Source organism: Brevibacillus laterosporus DSM 25 (assembly GCF_002706795.1).
In the GTDB taxonomy this organism is placed as follows: Bacteria; Bacillota; Bacilli; order Brevibacillales; family Brevibacillaceae; genus Brevibacillus_B; species Brevibacillus_B laterosporus.
The window spans coordinates 3,194,065-3,215,369 of record NZ_CP017705.1; the positions used below are offsets into that span (position 1 = coordinate 3,194,065).

Annotated in this window: 2 protein-coding genes; both read left to right on the plus strand. The window is 41.8% G+C overall.

Translation table 11 applies throughout. The features are described from left to right. Positions 1-13 precede the first annotated feature (13 nt). Complete coding sequence (locus BrL25_RS15425) at positions 14-13,801, plus strand: non-ribosomal peptide synthetase (RefSeq protein WP_236848047.1); 13,788 nt, start codon at positions 14-16, stop codon at positions 13,799-13,801. 27 nt (positions 13,802-13,828) lie between these two features. After that, on the plus strand, positions 13,829-21,304 hold the full coding sequence (locus tag BrL25_RS15430) for a non-ribosomal peptide synthetase (protein WP_018673844.1): 7,476 nt from the start codon (positions 13,829-13,831) through the stop codon (positions 21,302-21,304). Position 21,305: the final 1 nt, after the last annotated feature.

The window sequence follows — 21,305 nt, forward strand, 5'->3', positions numbered from 1 at the left end:
GGTGCCATATATCGTGCAAAAAAAAGACAAGATCAAAGATATCTATTCACTTTCTCCGTTACAAAAGGGTATGCTATTTCATTCTATTAAAGACCCGCAAAGCGATGCCTATTTCGAGCAGGTTACCCTTTTGCTGGAGGGGGGTGTAAACCCAACCTATTTGGCTGAAAGTATTCAGGGACTCGTACAAAAATACGACATGTTCCGAAGTGTGTTCCGCTATAAAAAAGTAGACCCTGTTCAGGTTGTGCTTAGTGAACGCAAAATAGATTTACAGATTGAGGACCTTACTCAAATCAATGAAGAAGAGCAACGGAAATTCATCGAGGAATATAGAAAAAAAGACCGGGAAAGAGGCTTTGATCTTTCCCGGGATATCCTGCTACGTTTTACATTGTTTCAAACAGCCGCCAATCGGTATGAATTACTGTGGAGTCATCATCATATCCTGATGGATGGCTGGTGCACGGGTATCGTTTTTCAGGATTTATTTCAAATGTACCAACGTCGCTTGTCAGGACAGGCCTTGCTTCCAGAGGTGGCCCCTCAATATAGCGAATATATACGTTGGTTAAAGAAACAAGATGACCATCAAGCATTGGCATTTTGGAAAGAGTATCTACAGGGATTTGAAAACCTTACGGGTATCCCGCGTCTAAGGTCTGGCAATCATCCCTTCAAGCAAGAGGAATTCATTTTCTCCTTGGGAGAGGAAGCTACACAAAAACTAACGCAAACGGCTCAAAAGTATCAGGTAACCTTAAATACAGTTGTGCAAACAATTTGGGGAGCGTTATTGCAAAAATACAATAATACGAATGACGCGACTTACGGTGTGGTTGTCTCCGGACGACCCGCCGAGGTGCCCCATGTTGAACAAATGGTGGGGTTATTCAGTAATACGATTCCAATCCGTATTAAAAAGGAAGCGGGAAAAACGTTTGGGGAAGTGCTGAAAAACGTACAGCAAACAGCGCTGGAGGCAGAAAAATACGGATATCTTTCTTTAGCCGATATTCAGGCGAACGCAGCTTATACGCATCAATTGCTTGATCATATTTTAGCGTTTGAAAATTTCCCGATGGATCAAGAAACATTTAATCAAGAAAACGTACTCGGGTTTGCCGTGAAGGATGCCCACACTTTTGAGCAGACGCACTATGATCTGACCGTACTAGTCATTCCTGGCAAGGAATTAATCTTTAAGTTTATGTATAACGAAAGTGTTTATTCAAAAGAGTATCTCAATCTTTTAGAGCTGAATATGAAAAAGCTGGTTTCTTTGGTTATTGCGCAGCAAGATATCTTTGACCCAGCTACCGAGTTTGTATCCGATCTGGAAAAGGATAAGCTTTTAACCATTTTTAATTGTACTGATGCAAAGTATCCAAGAGAGAAAACGATTCATGAGCTGTTTCAAGAGCAGGTTGACAAGAACCCTGATCAAGTGGCACTCGTATTTGGCGAGGCTCAACTAACATACGGCGAGCTGAACGAAAAGGCGAATCAAATGGCCCGTGGTTTACGCAAACAAGGGATTTTACCTGATCAGGTGATAGGGTTACTTACGGATCGTTCCTTAGAAATGATCATAGCCATTCTAGCCATCTTTAAAGCTGGTGGCGCTTATATGCCTATCGATCCATCTTATCCGAGTGAACGCATTCAATACATGCTAGCAGATAGTCGCACCCATTTGTTATTGGTGCAAAAAGCTGAAATGATCCCAGCCAATTATCAGGGTGAAGTACTGCTGTTAACAGAAGATAGCTGGATGGATGAGAATACAGACAATTTAGATTTGGTCAACCAAGCACAAGACCTGGCCTATGTCATGTACACCTCAGGTTCAACAGGTAAACCAAAGGGGAATCTGACAACACATCAAAATATCGTCAAGACCATCATTAACAATGGCTACATAGAGATTACGCCCAATGATCGTCTTCTCCAGTTGTCCAACTACGCTTTTGATGGCTCTACCTTTGATATATACAGCGCACTGTTAAACGGAGCTTCCCTTGTTTTAGTACCAACGCATGTACTGATGAATCCGACTGATTTGGCATCGGTCATTCAAGACCAGCATATTACCGTGTCCTTTATGACAACATCTCTGTTTAACACTCTGGTTGAGCTGGATGTGACAAGTCTCAAACACATGCGCAAGGTGGTGTTTGGAGGAGAAAAAGCTTCGATCAAGCACGTAGAAAAAGCGCTGGATTACTTGGGAGATGGGCGTTTGGTCAACGGGTATGGACCAACAGAAACTACTGTTTTTGCCACTACCTATACGGTGGACCATACGATCAAGGAGACGGGGATTATGCCGATAGGTCGCCCGTTGAACAATACGAAGGTGTTTATTTTAGGAGCAGACAATCAATTACAGCCGATAGGTGCATTAGGCGAGCTATGTGTGAGCGGGGAAGGGATTGCCCGCGGGTATCTCAATCTTCCAGAGCTGACTGCTGATCGTTTCGTTGAAAATCCTTTTGTGCAGGGAGAGAGAATGTATCGCACAGGGGATTTAGCGCGTTGGTTACCGGATGGAAGCATTGAGTACGTAGGTAGAATAGATGAACAAGTTAAGATTCGGGGACATCGGATCGAATTAGGTGAAATTGAAGCTAGATTACTAGAGCATCCTGCTATTAGCGAGACCGTTTTGCTGGCGAAGCAGGATGAGCAGGGGCATTCCTTCTTATGTGCCTATCTGGTGACAAATGGTGCCTGGTCAGTCGCAGAGCTTCGCAAGCATATCAAGGAAACATTGCCGGATTCTATGGTGCCATCTTATTTTATCGAGATAGAAAAAATGCCGCTAACTTCAAATGGCAAGGTAGACAAGCGTGCATTGCCTGAACCAGACCGAGTGATTACCAATGAATATGTTGCGGCAGTGAATGAGACAGAGGAGAAGCTAGTTCAGTTTTTCCAAGAAATCTTAGCTGTAGAACGAGTGGGAACGCAGGATACATTTTTTGAATTGGGTGGTCATTCCCTAAAAGCAATGATGCTGGTTTCAAGAATACACAAGGAATTAGAAATAGAAGTTCCGTTAAAAGAAGTATTCGCCAGACAAACCGTTAAAGAATTAGCATCCTATATCAGACAGGCTGAACATTCGGATTACAGCGAAATCCAACCGGCCATGGAGCAAGAATACTACCCGGTATCTAATGCACAGCGACGGATGTATGTGGTTCAACAAATGAGAGATGTAGAAACAACAGGCTACAATATGCCGTTCTATTTAGAAATGGAGGGTGCTCTTGAGGTAGAAAAGCTATCTCTAGCTTTGAAACAACTAATTGAGCGTCATGAGTCATTACGAACCTCCTTCCATATGGTTGAGGATGAACTGATGCAAAAGGTACATGCAGAAGTTGCATGGGAGATGGAAATGATTCATGCCGTAGAGGAAGAAGTTCAACAACTTACCGATTCCTTTATGCGTCCTTTCGATCTTGCTAAGGCGCCATTATTCCGAGCGGGACTCATTCAAATCAATCCTAAGCGACATTTATTGATGCTGGATATGCATCATATCATCTCAGATGGGGTATCGATGAATGTATTGTTTCAGGATATAACGCAGTTGTATCAAGGTATAGAGCTGAGTCCTCTCAAGATTCAATACAAGGATTTTGCGGTGTGGCAACAAGGCATGGCTCAGGTTGTCCGTTTTCAGGAGCAGGAAAGGTATTGGTTAAACCAATTCTCTGGTGACCTACCAATTTTGGAAATGGTAACTGATTATCCACGACCAGCCATACAGCAGTTTGACGGAGATTCCTGGTCATTTGAAATTGATGCCAAAATATTGGACAGCATAAAGCAATTGTCAGCTAAGCAAGGAACTACGTTGTATATGACTCTGTTGGCGATTTATCAAATCCTGTTGGCTAAGTATACCCGTCAAAACGATATCATTGTCGGAACTCCGATTGCAGGAAGACCGCATGCAGACACAGAGAGTATTGTGGGGATGTTTGTTAATACACTAGCTTTACGTGGTCAACCAAAAGAAGAGCAATCTTTCATCTCCTACTTATCAGAAGTGAAAGAAAACGTACTACAAGCCTATGACAACGCTGATCATCCATTTGAAGAGTTGGTAGAGAAGCTACATTTACAAAGAGATATGAGTCGTCATCCCTTGTTTGATACGATGTTTGTTTTACAAAACATGGATATGTCCGAGATAAATATTTCTGGTCTAAAGCTTCATTCGCGTGATTTAAACTGGAAAAATGCAAAATTTGATATGACCTGGATGATTGCCGAACAAAATAATCTATTGATTTCGGTTGAGTACAGCACCAGCCTGTTTAAACATGAAACCATTCAAAGGCTAGAAAAGCATTTCACTTATTTAGTAGAACAAGTGGCTAAGCATCCGGATTGCTTACTCAGCGATTTAGAACTCACAACGGACGAAGAAAAACAGCACATACTGACGGTATTTAACGATACTGCTACTGATGATTTACAGGATTTATCCATTTGCCATCTATTCGAACAACAAGTACAGCGTTTTTCAGATCGACCGGCACTTGTGTTTAAAGAAAAGCAGCTCACATACAGTGAGTTCCATGCAAAAGTAAATCAATTAGCCCGGGTACTCAGAAAGAAAGGTGTGCAGCCGGATCAAGCGGTTGGATTAATCACTGATCGTTCCATTGAGATGATGATAGGGATTTTCGCCATCCTAAAAGCAGGCGGAGCTTATATGCCAATTGATCCTTCCTATCCAATCGATCGGATCGAGCACATGCTAGAGGACAGCCGAACTAAGTTGTTATTAGTGCAAAAAACAGAAATGATCCCTGCTAGCTATCAGGGGGAGGTATTACTCCTAGCGGAAGAGTGCTGGATGCATGAAGATTCATCGAATTTGGAGCTGATCAATAAAACACAGGATTTGGCATATGTCATGTATACCTCAGGTTCTACCGGTAAACCAAAGGGCAACCTGACGACTCACCAAAACATTTTGACCACCATCATCAACAATGGCTATATCGAGATCGCGCCAACAGACCGTCTATTACAGCTATCTAACTATGCTTTTGATGGCTCTACCTTCGATATCTACAGTGCGCTATTAAATGGAGCCACTCTTGTACTGGTGCCAAAAGAGGTCATGCTAAATCCAATGGAGCTGGCGAAGATCGTCCGCGAGCAGGATATTACGGTTTCGTTTATGACCACGTCTCTATTCCATACGCTAGTGGAGCTTGACGTGACTAGTATGAAATCCATGCGCAAGGTTGTATTTGGCGGGGAAAAGGCTTCATACAAGCATGTAGAAAAGGCTCTGGATTATCTCGGAGAAGGCCGTTTAGTAAATGGATACGGCCCTACAGAAACAACCGTTTTTGCTACCACATACACCGTGGATTCTAGCATCAAGGAAACGGGAATCGTACCGATTGGACGTCCGTTAAACAATACGAGTGTCTATGTCTTAAATGAGAATAATCAGCTTCAGCCGGTTGGAGTACCAGGGGAATTGTGCGTTGGCGGAGCAGCAATTGCACGTGGATATTTAAACCGACCAGAGCTGACAGCAGAGCGCTTTGTGGAAAATCCTTTCGTGTCAGGAGATAGAATGTATCGTACCGGTGATTTAGCACGTTGGTTGCCGGATGGAAGCATTGAGTATTTAGGACGGATGGATGAGCAGGTTAAGGTACGCGGCTACCGAATTGAGCTGGGTGAAATAGAGACAAGATTATTGGAGCATCCTGCTATAAGCGCAGCGGTTTTACTAGCAAAGCAAGATGAGCAAGGGCATTCGTACCTATGTGCTTACATCGTTGCAAATGGGGTATGGACGGTTGCGGAACTACGTAAGCATCTAAGTGAGGCTTTGCCAGAATACATGGTGCCTACTTATTTTGTAGAACTAGAGCAGATACCGTTCACTTCTAATGGAAAGGTGAACAAACGCGCTTTACCAGAGCCGGAAGGACAAATTACTAGTGTATATGTGGCCCCAGAAACGGAGACAGAAGCAAAAGTAGTAGCGTTATTCCAAGAGATTTTGGGTGTCGAGAGAGTTGGTACACAGGACATGTTCTTTGAGCTGGGTGGTCATTCGCTAAAAGCGATGATGCTAGTTTTACGAATGAATAAAGAACTGGGCATCGAGGTGCCTTTGAAAGAGGTATTCGCACATCCTACTGTCAAGGAATTGGCAGCAACGATCGACCTACTTGATCGATCAGACCACTCAGAGATTGAGCCTGCTCCAAAGCAGGAGTTCTATCCTGTATCCTCCGCGCAGAGACGGATGTACGTGGTACAGCATTTAGGAAATGTCCAAACAACAAGCTACAATATGCCGCTTTTCTTTGAAGTGGAGGGAGCTTTAGAAATTGATAAGCTTCATCTAGCACTTGAGAGATTGGTCGAAAGACACGAGTCGCTACGAACCTCATTTCATATGGTTGACGAAGAGCTGATGCAGCAGGTACATGAGGATGTGGTATGGGATTTAGAGATAATGGATGGAACGGAAGGAGACCTTGCAAGCATCACAGCAGGATTTATACGTCCGTTTGATCTCAGCCAAGCTCCATTGTTCCGTGCGGGCATCGTGCGGATTAGCCCTGAGAGATTCCTTTTCATGCTAGATATGCACCATATCATTTCAGACGGAGTTTCTACCAATGTATTGTTTCAGGATATAACGCAGCTCTATCAAGGAAAGGATCTGCCTCCTCTTACGATACAGTACAAAGACTACGCTGTGTGGCAACAAACCGATGCTCAAGTGACTCGCTTACAAGATCAGGAAAGCTACTGGTTACATCAATTTGCTGGGGAAGCTCCTGTCTTAGAAATGCCGACAGATTTCCCGCGTCCTGCAGTCCAGCAGTTCGAAGGGGATGAATGGACCTTTGAGATTGATGCTGACATTCTCAGCCAGTTGAAAAAATTATCAGTGAGTCAGGGTTCTACTCTATACATGACTCTATTGGCGGCTTATCAGGTGTTGCTGGCTAAGTATACCGGTCAAGATGATATTATTGTCGGTTCACCAATTGCCGGACGCCCTCATGCGGATGTAGAGAGCATCGTCGGTATGTTCGTCAACACGCTAGCTTTACGTGGACAGCCTGCAGGAGAGCAGACTTTTATTTCCTATCTGGCACAAGTTAAGGAACAGGTTTTACAAGCTTATGCCAATGCAGAGTATCCATTTGAGAAATTGGTTGAGAAGCTCGATCTACAAAGAGATATGAGTCGCCATCCACTCTTCGATACGATGTTTACTTTGCAAAACATGGAGATGTCTGATATTGATTTGGCAGGCTTGACCTTCAAGCCATTTGATTTTGAATGGAAAAATGCCAAGTTTGACATGGATTGGACAATGTTTGAGGAAGAAACACTCAAGGTAGCTATTGAATACAGTACAAGCCTGTATACAAAAGAAACCATTAGCAGAATGGCTCAACATTTCACCTATGTTTTACAACAAATTATTGAACATCCAGCCATTCGTTTGGCTGAAATCAAAATTGCTACTCTGCTGGAGATTGAACAGATTTTAACGCAATTTAATGATACTAGGGCCAATTACCCTGATAACCAAACCATTCATAGTCTATTCGAGCAACAAGTTGAGCTTACACCAGAACAGATAGCTGTTGTCTATCAGGATCAACCCATCACGTATCGTGAGCTTAATGAACGTGCAAATAGATTGGCACGTTGCTTGATCGACAAAGGAATACAGAGAAATCAATTTGTTGCAATCATGGTGGATCGTTCTATAGAAACCGTTATTGGAATGATGGGAATTCTCAAAGCCGGAGGAGCTTATGTTCCAATTGATCCTGATTACCCCTTAGATCGAAAGCTGTATATTCTTGAAGACAGTCATGCATCACTATTATTGTTCCAGCAAAAGCATAAGGTCCCATCAGAATTCACAGGTGATCGGATATTAATTGAGCAGATGCAGTGGTACCAAGCGGCTGATACGAATGTGGGGATCGTCAATACAGCTCAAGATTTGGCGTATATGATCTATACCTCAGGTTCTACAGGTCAACCAAAAGGGGTAATAATTGATCATCAAGCAGTATGTAACCTATGCTTAATGGCCCAAACCTATGGAATCTTTGCGAATAGTCGCGTTCTGCAGTTTGCCTCCTTTAGCTTTGACGCTTCTGTAGGAGAGGTTTTCCATACCCTTACAAATGGAGCCACTCTTTACCTGATGGATCGCAACCTGCTTATGGCTGGCGTTGAATTTGTTGAATGGTTACGAGTAAACGAGATAACTTCCATTCCGTTTATCTCGCCTTCTGCATTGAGTGCATTGCCGTACGAGGATTTACCAGCATTGGAATATATCAGTACAGGTGGGGAAGCATTACCTGTAGATTTAGTCAGATTATGGGGAACTGATCGAATCTTCTTAAATGCATATGGTCCGACTGAAACAACAGTAGATGCAACGATTGGCTTATGTACGCCAGAGGATAAGCCGCATATTGGTAAGCCTGTGTTGAATAAAAAAGCCTACATTATTAATCCAAATTATCAATTACAGCCAATTGGGGTACCGGGTGAGTTATGCATCGGTGGAGTAGGGATTGCTCCTGGATATTGGAACCGCCCTGAATTAACTAGAGAGAAATTTGTGGATAATCCATTTGCCCCAGGCGAAAGAATGTATAAGACGGGAGACTTAGCTAGATGGTTGCCGGATGGGACAATCGAATTTTTAGGCCGTATGGATGGCCAAGTAAAAATTCGTGGATTTAGGATTGAGCTTGGAGAAATTGAAGCTCGGCTAAACCAAGTCCCATCTGTAAAGCAAGCTGTGGTTCTAGCTCGTTCAGGAGAACAAAAGCAGGGATACCTATGCGCATATTTGGTGACGGACAACGATTTGCAGGTTTCAGCCTTACGTAAGGAATTAAGTCAAACGTTACCAGACTATATGATTCCATCGTTTTTTATAAAAGTCGATAAGATTCCAGTCACAGTAAACGGCAAGATAGACAAGAAAGCCTTGCCAAAACCAGAAAAAGAAGTACAGCTGCAAACCGAATATGTTGCTCCAACGAACCCAACTGAGGAGATTCTTGTACAGATTTGGCAAAAGGTGCTGGGCATGGAGCGAGTAGGGATAGTGGATAACTTCTTTGAGCTAGGTGGTCACTCTATCAAGGCGATGATACTTGCTTCCAACATTTATAAGGAATTAAAGATTGATCTGCCTTTGCGTGAGATTTTTAAGCATACGACAGTAAAAGAAATGGCGCGATTTATCGATGGTCGGGATGAAGAAGAATACGTCGGAATTCAGCCCGCAGCAAAACAGGAATACTACCCTGTCTCTTCTGCACAAAAAAGGATGTATGTCATTCAATCATTGGAAGATAAGGCTCAGGGTACGAGCTACAATATGCCGTCTTTCTATAAAATGAAAGGCTCTGTAGATGCTAAGAAATTAGAGAAGGTCTTCCAAACATTAATTGATCGGCACGAATCATTACGAACCTCCTTTCATATGATCGAGGAGCAGCTAGTTCAAAAGGTTCACGAACAGGTTTCATGGAAAATGGACATGAAAACCGTCAGCGCCAATGATGTTTCAAGATTAAAGGATTCGTTTATCCAACCGTTTGACATCAGTACAGCTCCTTTGTTCCGAGTGGGTCTTCTTACGATTAATAAAGATGAGCACATTCTTATGATGGATGTACACCATATTGTAGGAGACGGCGTATCGACTATGATCTTGTTCCAGGAGCTTATCCAGTTGTATCAAGGGCAAGCGTTACCTGAAGTGAAGATACACTATAAAGATTACGCCGTGTGGCAATTGTCCCAGCAGGATCGTTTAAAAGAAAGTGAAAATTTCTGGATGCAGCAATTTTCTGGAGAGTTGCCGGTGTTGGAGCTACCTACTGATTATTCTCGTCCACCAATTCGCCGATTGGAAGGAGATTATGTAAGCCAAAGCCTACGTGGTGATCTCCATGCAAGCGTAAAAGCCTTCATGAAAAATCGCGAAGTAACGCTATATATGGTACTGCTTGCGACATACAACGTTCTTCTGCACAAATACACGAATCAGCGCGACATTATTGTTGGTACGCCTGTTTCAGACCGACCGCATCCAGATGTCATGTCCACTGTCGGTATGTTTGTAAATACGCTGGCAGTCCGAAATCAGTTGGAGTCTGAGCAAACCTTCGAAGAATTTTTAGCAAATGTGAAAAATAAAATGCTAGAGGTCTATGGTCATCAGGAGTATCCATTTGAAGATGTAATTGAAAAAGTAAAGGTTCAAAGGGATACAAGCAGACATCCGCTATTTGACACAATGTTTGGTGTACAAAATCTGGAGACATCTCACGCGGAGCTACCCGATTGGGGTATAGAAGCATTGGATATCAACTGGACTAGCTCCAAGTTTGATATGAGCTGGATGGTATTTGAAGCAGACGGTCTAGAAATTGGCGTGGAGTATAGTACAAATCTATTTGAGCGCAACACGATTCAGCGAATGATCGGACACTTTGAACATATCATCGAGCAGATTATGGAAAATCCTCAAATTCGTTTAGCTGATATTCAGTTGGCAACAGAAGATGAGAAGGTCCAAATCTTAGAGGAATTCAATCATCAACCAACCAAAATAACCTACGATCAGGCAATCCAAAACAGATTTGAAGAACAGGCTATGAAGACACCTGATGCAGTGGCACTTGTATTTAAAGGTCAGGAGTTAACCTATCGTGAGCTTAACCAAAGATCAAATCAGATGGCTCGTACATTAAGAGAGCATGGGGTCGGGCGTGATCAAATAATTGCGGTCATGATTAATCGTTCACATGAGCTGATCATTAGTATCCTAGCCGTATTAAAGGCAGGAGGAGCATACCTGCCAATTGATCCAACGTACCCGCTTGATCGTATTGAACACATGCTAGAGGATAGCCAGACTGCAATGCTGTTAACTCAAAAAGAAATCCAAATACCTACAGGATATTCGGGGGAAGTTCTCTTCGTTGATCAAGCTGATATTTATCATGAGGATGCTACGGATTTATCTAGTATGAATCAGCCTGCAGATTTGGCCTATATTATTTACACATCAGGCTCTACTGGAAAGTCCAAGGGAGTAATGATCGAGCATCGTTCATTACATAATCTGATTCATATTTCTCACCCCTATAAAATGGGAGCAGGAAGCAGAGTCCTTCAATTTGCCTCTAGCAGCTTTGATGCCTCGGTAGCAGAGATCTTTCCAGCTCTTCTAACTGGATCAACTTTATATATAGAAGAGAAAGAGGAGCTATTAACCAATTTAGTTCCCTACTTACTTGAAAATCAAATAACAACAGTAGCATTGCCGCCATCTTTATTAAGATCCGTTCCTTATAGGGAACTGCCAGCTTTAGAGTGCATAGTTAGTGTCGGAGAAGCTTGCACATTTGACATTGTGCAAACTTGGGGGCAAAACCGCACCTTTATAAACGGATACGGCCCTACAGAATCAACTGTTTGCAGTGCCTTTGGTGTGGTTACAGCAGAGGACAAGCGTATCACGATTGGTAAGCCGTTCCCTAATCAAAAGGCCTATATCATCAATGAAAATCAACAGATACAACCAATCGGGGTTCCAGGTGAGCTTTGCATAGCAGGGGCTGGATTAAGCCGTGGGTACTTGAATCGTCCAGAGCTGACACAAGAAAAATTTGTAAACAACCCCTTTGCACCTGGTGAGCGTATGTATAAAACAGGAGACGTAGCTCGCTGGTTGCCTGATGGCAATATCGAATATGTCGGTCGTATGGATGATCAGGTTAAAGTACGCGGAAATCGGGTCGAGCTTGGGGAGGTTACCAGCCAATTACTTACGCATCCTTCGATTACAGAAGCTGTTGTTGTACCAATAGTCGATACACATGGAGCAACGACACTATGCGCCTATTTCATCGAGGATAAAGAAGTGAAAGTCAACGATTTGCGCCATCATTTGGCTAAAGCTCTACCTGAGTTTATGATTCCTGCTTACTTTATTAAAGTAGATCATATCCCATTGACAGGAAACGGAAAGGTAAATAAACAAGCATTACCTGACCCTTCCGAATTCATTTCAGCACAAACAGGCCATGAAATCGTTGCCCCTTCTTCTCAGGACGAGGAAATACTTGTTCAGGTATGGGAGGAAGTCCTGCAGTTCAAACCGATTGGGGTAGAGGACAACTTCTTTGAACGAGGCGGAGACTCCATTAAGGCATTGCAAATCGTAGCTAGACTTAGCAAATATAATCGGAAATTGGATAGTAGACATATTTTTAAAAATCCAACGATTTCCATGCTGGCTCCTTACCTTGAACAAAGAGGTGCTTTGATTGAACAAGATTCAATTGAAGGCGAAGTGCCGCTTACACCGATTCAATCCTGGTTCTTTGAACAACCTTTTGTGCATCCACACCACTTTAATCAATCTATGCTTCTGCCGAATGAACAAGGCTGGGATCGTCAACGAATAGAACAAGCATTTACAACCATTGTTAAACACCATGATGCCTTAAGAATGAAGTACCAGTTTAGAGAGAAGATCATTCAAGAAAATCAGGGTATCGAGGGAGAGTTTTTTACCCTGCATGAGGTGGATGTAACCAAGGAAAGAGACTGGCAAAGCCGCATCGAACAAGAAGCGAATCAACTCCAAGCAAGATTTGATTTGACAACAGGCCCTTTTGTAAAGCTTGGCTTATACCATACGGCATATGGCGATTATCTTCTGATTGTCGTACATCATCTCTTAATTGATGGTGTCTCATGGCGCATCCTGCTGGAGGATTTCCAGACGCTTTATGAGCAAAAGGGTGAGCTGCCGGCGAAAACCACTTCCTTTAAGACGTGGGCCGTACAACTGGAGGGGTATGCTCGCAGCAAAAAGCTACAAGACGAGGCAAGCTATTGGAAAGGGTTGTTGAATAAATCGGTAAGAGTGCTGCCTGCGGATAAGGAATCAAGCGATACATTCCTTTTTGGAGATACAAAAGAAGTACAGCTTACCTTTGATATAAATGAAACCCAAGACCTGCTTGCGAATGCCCACCATGCTTATAAGACAAAAGCGGATGATTTATTGCTGGCAGCGTTGGTTCTTAGCATAAATGAGTGGACGAAGCAAAGCGATATCATAGTGAATTTGGAAGGTCATGGCCGTGAGACGATCGTCGAAGGCATTGATTTGAGCCGTACAATTGGCTGGTTTACTACAATTTATCCAGTTCTGTTTGAAGTAGAGAACCATCAACTTTCCAGCGTGATTAAACATGTAAAAGAAACGCTGCGCAATGTACCGAATAATGGTATTGGTTTTGGGATCTTACAACACATGTCTCATTCTGATGTAAGCCAGAGCCAATTAAGTTCTCATCACATAAGCTTCAACTACCTAGGTCAGATGGGAGAAGATTCCGCTAGTCAGTCTGAGACGGATAATGGAGTCCTTATCAATACAGGAGACCAGATAAGCCCAATGAACGCAAATCCGAGTTCGCTTAATATGACTTGCCTTGTAATGAATAATACGTTGCTTGTTACTTTTGATTATAATCCGCAACGTTATGAACAAGAGACAATGGAGCGTCTGGCAGATCGTTATAAGAGCAATTTAAAAGCAGTGATCGATCATTGTGTTCAACGTGAGCAGACAGAGCGAACACCAAGTGATTTTAGTACAAAGAAACTTTCATTAGAGGATTTAGACGACGTGTTTGCAACACTTAAAAATCTATAAAGGTATCCTGAGGAGGAGAAGATTAACTTGATTAATACCTCAGACGTCAAAGACATTTATAGCTTATCGCCCATGCAACGAGGCATGTTGTTCCATACATTAAAAGATAAAGAAAACCTTGCTTATTTTGATCAAACAACTTTTCAAATTGAAGGTGAAATATGTGTCGAATCCCTTGAGAAAAGTTTTAACGAGCTGATTCGCAAGTATGATGTCCTACGTACGATCTTCTTGTATCAGAAATTAAAAGAGCCGATGCAAGTTGTGCTAAAAGAACGAACAGCAAGTATTTATTATGAGGATTTCTCTAAGAAGAGCGAGTTGGATAAAACAAAGTCTCTTCGTGCAGCTAAACAGAGGGACCGGGACGAGGGCTTTGACCTCTCCCGGGACATCCTCATGCGGTTGTCTTTACTAAAAGTAGCTCCTAAACAATACGAACTAGTGATCAGTAGCCACCATATTATCATTGATGGATGGTGCACGGGCATTCTGTATCAGGATCTGTTTTATTTCTATCAATGTTTTGTAGCAAATAAACCTATCCCAACTGAAAAAGCGATTCCGTACAGCAGATATATTCGCTGGTTAGAAGAGCAGGATGAAGAGGAAGCAAAAACCTATTGGAGTAATTATCTTCAAGATTTCGAGGGTGCATCTGTAATCCCTAAGGAAAATTCTAAGGGAGAGAAGGAAGTATGCATCATTGATAAGGTAACCTTTCACTTCGATAAAAAGCTGTCGGAGGAATTGGTTCAAGTAGCAAAAGCTTCCCAAGTGACGATAAGTACCTTGTTTCAAACAATGTGGGGGATCTTGCTACAAAAGTATAATAACTCCCAGGAAGCCATATTTGGATCTGTCATTTCAGGAAGATCACCAGAGATTCCCGATGTGGAGAAAATAGTGGGAATCTTTATCAATACCATTCCTGTTCGAATTCGGACGCTGGACAAGCAAACCTTTAAAGAATTGCTGATGCAGGTTCAGGAGGCATCTGTAAACTCTGAAAAGTATAACTATCAAACACTGGCTGATATACAAGCTGTTACAGGATCAAATCATGCACTTATCCATCATATTGTGGCGTTCGAAAATTTTCCTGTTGCCTCGGATAGCTTCGTTGATTCTCGCGAGTCCGATTCACAAGAATTGAAAGTTGTGAATGTCATTGACGATCATGAGAAAACCAACTTTGATTTTAATGTTCAGGTACAGATGGATACAGAATTACTAGTAAAAATCTCTTATAATCAAAATCTTTATAATAAAAGCTTTATTGATAATATTTTTAATCACCTACAACAGATTGCTCAGTCTATCATCCATGACCTAGATATCCAGGTGGATGAGATAGCCATTGTTTCTAAGGAAGAAAAGGATCAGCTCGTAAGCTATTCCAATCCAGCCAAGTCAGAGTTTCCAATGGATAAAACCATCCATCAGCTATTTGAGGAGCAGGTATTACGTAATCCAGAGCGGACTGCTATCGTTTTTAAAGGGCAGTCATTAACCTATCGTCAGTTGAATGAGAAGGCCAATCAATTGGCATGGATGCTAAGAAAACGGGAAGTAAAGCCGAATGATATCGTTGCGATCATGGCAGAGCACTCACTTGAGATGGTGGCGGGAGTAATTGGGATTTTAAAGGCGGGTGCGGCCTATCTTCCTATTGATCCATCCTATCCAGAAAAAAGAATCGCCCATATGTTACAGGATAGCAAAGCAGAGCAATTGCTTATCCAGCCGCATTTAAATATGCCACAGGAATATAAGGGAAGTACCTTATGGCTAGCAGAAGAGAGTTGGGCAAAGGAAAGTACGAACGATTTACCGCTTGTTACGGGCGCTAATGATTTAGCCTACATTATCTATACCTCAGGTTCAACAGGACTACCTAAAGGAGTTATGGTTGAACATCATTCTTTGGTTAATTTAGTCATGTGGCATAACGATGCATTTAGTGTAACGCAGAATGATCAATGCACGAAATTGGCGGGTTTTGGATTTGATGCATCGGTATGGGAAACATTTCCTCCCCTCATACAGGGAGCTACTCTACATGTATTAGATGAATCGAGACGTGGCGATATTTATGCTCTACATGAATACTTCGAAAAAAATGCAATTACGATTAGCTTCTTACCTACTCAATTAGCTGAACAATTTATGGAGCTTACAAGTAGTACATTGCGAGTGTTACTCATTGGCGGTGACCGAGCTCAAAAAATAAAAAAGACAGCTTATCAGATCATAAACAACTATGGGCCAACCGAAAATGCAGTAGTAACAACGAGTGGCCAACTCCATATGGAGCAAGATGTCTTCCCTATTGGAAAGCCGATTACAAATCACAGTGTCTATATTTTGGATCAGAAGGGACACCTTCAGCCGATAGGAGTACCCGGTGAGTTATGTGTCAGTGGTACAGGGCTTGCACGAGGATATCTCAACCAGCCTGAACTTACAGTAGAACGATTTGTCGATAATCCGTTTGTACCTGGAGAAAGAATGTATCGCACAGGCGACTTAGTTCGTTGGAAATCTGATGGTAGCATCGAATATCTGGGGAGGATAGACGAACAAGTCAAGATCCGAGGATACAGAATTGAGTTAGGTGAGATCGAGGCAAAGCTACTTGACCATCCTTCTATTAGTGAGGCACTCGTCGTGGCTCGAAATGATGAGCAAGGGTATACGTATCTATGTGCTTATGTGGTAGCATCGGGTACTTGGAGTGTATCTTCATTACGCGAGCATTTGATAGAAACACTGCCCGAATACATGGTTCCAGCTTACATGATGGAAGTGGAAAAAATGCCGCTTACTGCAAATGGAAAAGTAGATAAGCGAGCGCTACCGGTACCTGATCGACAAAGAATGAACGAGTATGAGCCACCTTCGACAGAGACGGAAGAAAAGCTAGTTCAACTATTCCAAGAAATTTTAGGACTTGAGCGTGTTGGTACTAAGGATCATTTCTTTGAATTAGGTGGACATTCGTTGAAGGCGATGATGCTTGTGTCTCGTATGCACAAAGAGCTAGGTGTGGATGTGCAGTTAAATGAGATGTTTGCTCGTCCAACGGTTAAAGATCTAGCTGCATACATAGATCAGATGAATGGTTCAGCTTACACAGCGATTCAACCAGCGGAAGAACAGCCCTACTATCCTGTTTCTTTTGCACAAAGAAGAATGTATGTTGTGCAACAAATGAGAGATAGTGAAACGACTAGCTATAACATGCCTTTTTCGTTTGAACTAAAAGGAAAACTACATCTGGACAAGCTAAGAGAAACGTTGCAGATTCTAGTTCTACGACATGAAAGTCTCCGTACATCGTTTCATATGATTGATGAAAATCTAGTTCAAAAAATAAATAAAGATATTTCATGGGAATTAGAAGTAATAGAAGCTCGGGAGTCAGAGCTTCAGTCAAAGCTAGAGGAATTTATCAGACCGTTCAATTTAAGCGAGGCACCGCTTTTCAGAGCTCGTTTATTTTGCTTGAATCCACATCATTATCTGCTGAGCCTGGATATGCATCATATTATTTCAGATGGGGTATCTATGAACCTGTTCTTACAGGAATTCATGACACTATATCAGGGAGAAGCATTGCCAGCGCTCGCTATCCAATACAAAGACTACGCGTTATGGCAACAATCAGACGAGCAGCGATCTAGATTAAAAGAGCAGGAAAATTACTGGTTACATCGTTTTTCTGACGAGCTTCCTACCTTAGAATTACCAACAGATTATCCACGCCCGGCTATTCAGCAGTTTGACGGAGATGAATGGACGTTTGAAATTAATGCTGATCTTCTAGCAAAGGTGAAACAAATATGCTCGAGTCGAGGTACCACGTTATATATGACGCTTCTTGCAGCCTATCAGGTCTTCTTAGCTAGATATACTGGACAGGAAGATATCATTGTGGGTTCTCCAATTGCTGGGCGTTCTCATGCCGATTTGGAAAACATTATAGGAATGTTTGTAAATACATTAGCTTTACGCGGTCAACCAAAAGCAGACCAATCATTCCTTTCCTATTTAAATGAGGTAAAAGAGACTGTTTTTCAAGCATATGCAAACGCAGAATATCCATTTGAAGAGCTGATTGAAAAACTCAATTTAGAACGAGACATGAGTCGCCATCCGCTATTTGATACCTTGTTCTCTTTGCAAAATATAGAAATGTCTGAGTTCCAAATGAGTAATGTAGAAATTTTCCCTTATGAAACTGGGCAAAGGAATGCAAAATTCTCCCTAAGTTGGTTAATATCAGAAGGAGAATCCCTTTATATAACCATTGAGTACAGCACAAAATGCTTTAAACAAGAAACCATTCAACGCATGGCAAGTCATTTTGAACAATTACTAGCACAAATTGTTGCGCATCCAGAAGAGAACATTGGTCATCTAGAATTAGTGACAGATGCTGAAAAGAATATCTTACTTGAAGAATTTAATCTGACAAAAGTCGACTATCCTAGAGAAAAAACAATTCAAGAACTGTTTGAAGAACAAGTGGTTAAAAATCCTGATCAAATCGCTCTTATATGTGGAGAGGAACAGTTTACCTACACACAATTAAATGTGAAATTTAACCAGTTAGCTCACGTATTAAGAAGAGAAGGCGTTCAACCAAATCAGGTAATTGGGCTAATTACGGATCGATCTTTGGCGATGATTGTAGGTATTTTTGGAATTTTAAAAGCAGGTGGCAGTTATCTGCCAATCGATCCGACTTATCCTGAGGAAAGAATTCAATACATGCTCGAAGACAGTCAAACCCACCTCTTGTTGGTACAACAAAAAGACATGGTTCCAGCGGGCTATCAGGGGGAGGTTTTGATAGTAGAGGATGATATATGGCGAGATGAACCCGTATCTAACATAGAATTAATTAATCAGCCGCAAGACTTGGCCTATGTCATGTACACATCTGGCTCTACAGGTAAACCTAAGGGGAACCTGACTACTCATCGAAACATTGTCAAAACCGTATGCAATAACGGATATATCGAGATAAACGCTGAGGATCGCTTTTTGCAGTTATCTAACTACGCATTTGACGGCTCTACCTTTGATATATTTAGTTCGTTATTACATGGGGCTACGCTGGTACTAGTACCAAAAGAAGTGATCTTGAATCCAGTAGACCTGGTTACATTGATACGTCAAAAGCATATTACTGTATCTTTTATGACTACCTCATTGTTTAATGCTTTAGTGGAACTGGATTTAAGTAGTCTCAAAAACATGCGCAAAATAGCATTTGGAGGAGAGAAAGCCTCGTTTAAGCATGTGGAAAAAGCGTTGGATTTCCTAGGAAATGGACGATTAGTGAATGGATATGGTCCGACAGAAACGACGGTCTTTGCTACAACCTACACAGTGGATGAACGCATTAAGGAGTGGGGGATTATACCAATTGGCCGACCGCTACATAATACAACGGTCCATATTTTAAGTTCTGAAGACAAGTTGCAACCAATTGGAGTCATTGGAGAGCTATGTGTCAGCGGTGAAGGATTGGCACGCGGTTATCTTAATCTCCCAGATCTAACGATGGAACGCTTTGTTGAAAACCCATTTGTACCAGGAGAAAGAATGTACCGCACAGGGGATTTGGCTCGTTGGTTACCAGATGGAGTCCTTGAATATGTAGGGCGCAAGGATGAACAAGTGAAGATCCGAGGACATCGAATTGAGCTTAGTGAAATTGAAACAAGAATATTGGAGCATCCTGCTATCAGTGAAACGGTCCTTATAGCTAAGCAAAATGAGCAGGGAAGCTCTTACCTGTGCGCTTATATTGTTGCACATGACCAATGGAATGTGGGGGAATTACGTAAACATGTAAGAGATGCTTTGCCAGAACACATGGTACCTTCTTATTTTATTGGCTTAGACAAATTGCCACTTACTTCAAATAGTAAAGTCGACAAACGAGCATTGCCAGAACCAGAAGGCAATCTGCACCTGACAAGAGAAATTGTTGCTCCAAAGAATGAATCTGAAAGGCAGTTAGTTAATATAGTTGCTGAAGTGTTGGGATTAGAAGCCAGTGAAATAAGTATTACCGATAATCTTTTTGAACTAGGTGGACACTCACTGACTATTTTACGAATTCTAGCTAAGGTTCATACATTACATTGGAAGCTTGAAATGAAAGACTTCTATAATTGTAAAAATTTCGAGGAAGTAGCAAGCAAAGTATCTGATATGCAGGACAATCAAGAACTGTCTAGTAATGGCTCGATCTTTAAACAGGGTGAGAAGAAACCGATCCCGGTAGTGCCAGTCCACGATAGACAAAAAGAGATGGAGCATGTTTTATTGCTAGGTTCTACAGGCTTCTTGGGTATTCATTTGCTACATGAGCTACTACAAAAAACAGAAGCAACAATTCATTGCGTGATTCGTGCAAAAGATGATGAGACTGCTATGCAGCGTCTACGCAAAAAAATAGATTTTTACTTTACATCCCAATACAGTAGCTCACAAATTGATGAATGGTTTAATCGCATCCAGATTATTCACGGTGATATTACGCAAGCCAAATTTGGGTTAGAGGCAAAATATTACGAGTCGTTAGGAACTAAGGTTGACACTGTAATCCACACAGCTGCATTGGTGAAGCACTACGGATACTATGAAGAGTTTGAAAGAGCGAATGTACATGGAACTCAGCATGTAGTTACCTTTTGCTTGAATAATACATTACCACTGCATTATGTTTCTACCCTAAGCGTTTCGGGAACCAGCGTTGAAGGTGCAACGGAGCTTGTGGAATTTACCGAAAGAGATTTTTATGTTGGTCAAAACTATGAGTCAAATGTATATCTGAGAAGTAAATTTGAAGCGGAAGCCGTGATTGTCAATGGATTGGAAAACGGCCTAGATGCACGTATCTATCGGGTTGGTAACTTAACAGGACGTTTTCAAGACGGATGGTTCCAAGAAAACATTAATGAAAATATGTTTTATCTCCTATCAAAAGCTTTTCTTGAGCTTGGAGGTTTTGATCAGGAGATTATGCAGGGTATGGTTGATTTAACCCCTATTGATATATGTGCAGAAGCCATTATACACGTGATCACCAGTAAAGGAATTCAGGAAAGAGTGTTCCATTTACAAAATCCACATTTCGTAACATACGACGATATGTATCGTGTATTTGAAGAGCTTGGTTTTTCAAGACGAATACAGAGTCGTGAGGATGTTACACGTGAGCTAGGTGTAATGATGTCTCAGGGTAATGATAAGCAGTTTTTGGCTGGACTTATGACCATAATGCTGAAGGATGCTAAGCGAGCCGAACAATTTAATGTTGCAGTCGATTCTAGTAGGACCTTGCAACTATTAGAGGATTCTTCATTTACCTATCCTGTTCCTGATGGTGAGTATATGCGCAAGCTGGCTATGCATATGATCAAAGTTGGGTTTGTTACTCCTAATCATACTGTTGATGAAAAGATAGGAACTAGTCGTTAGC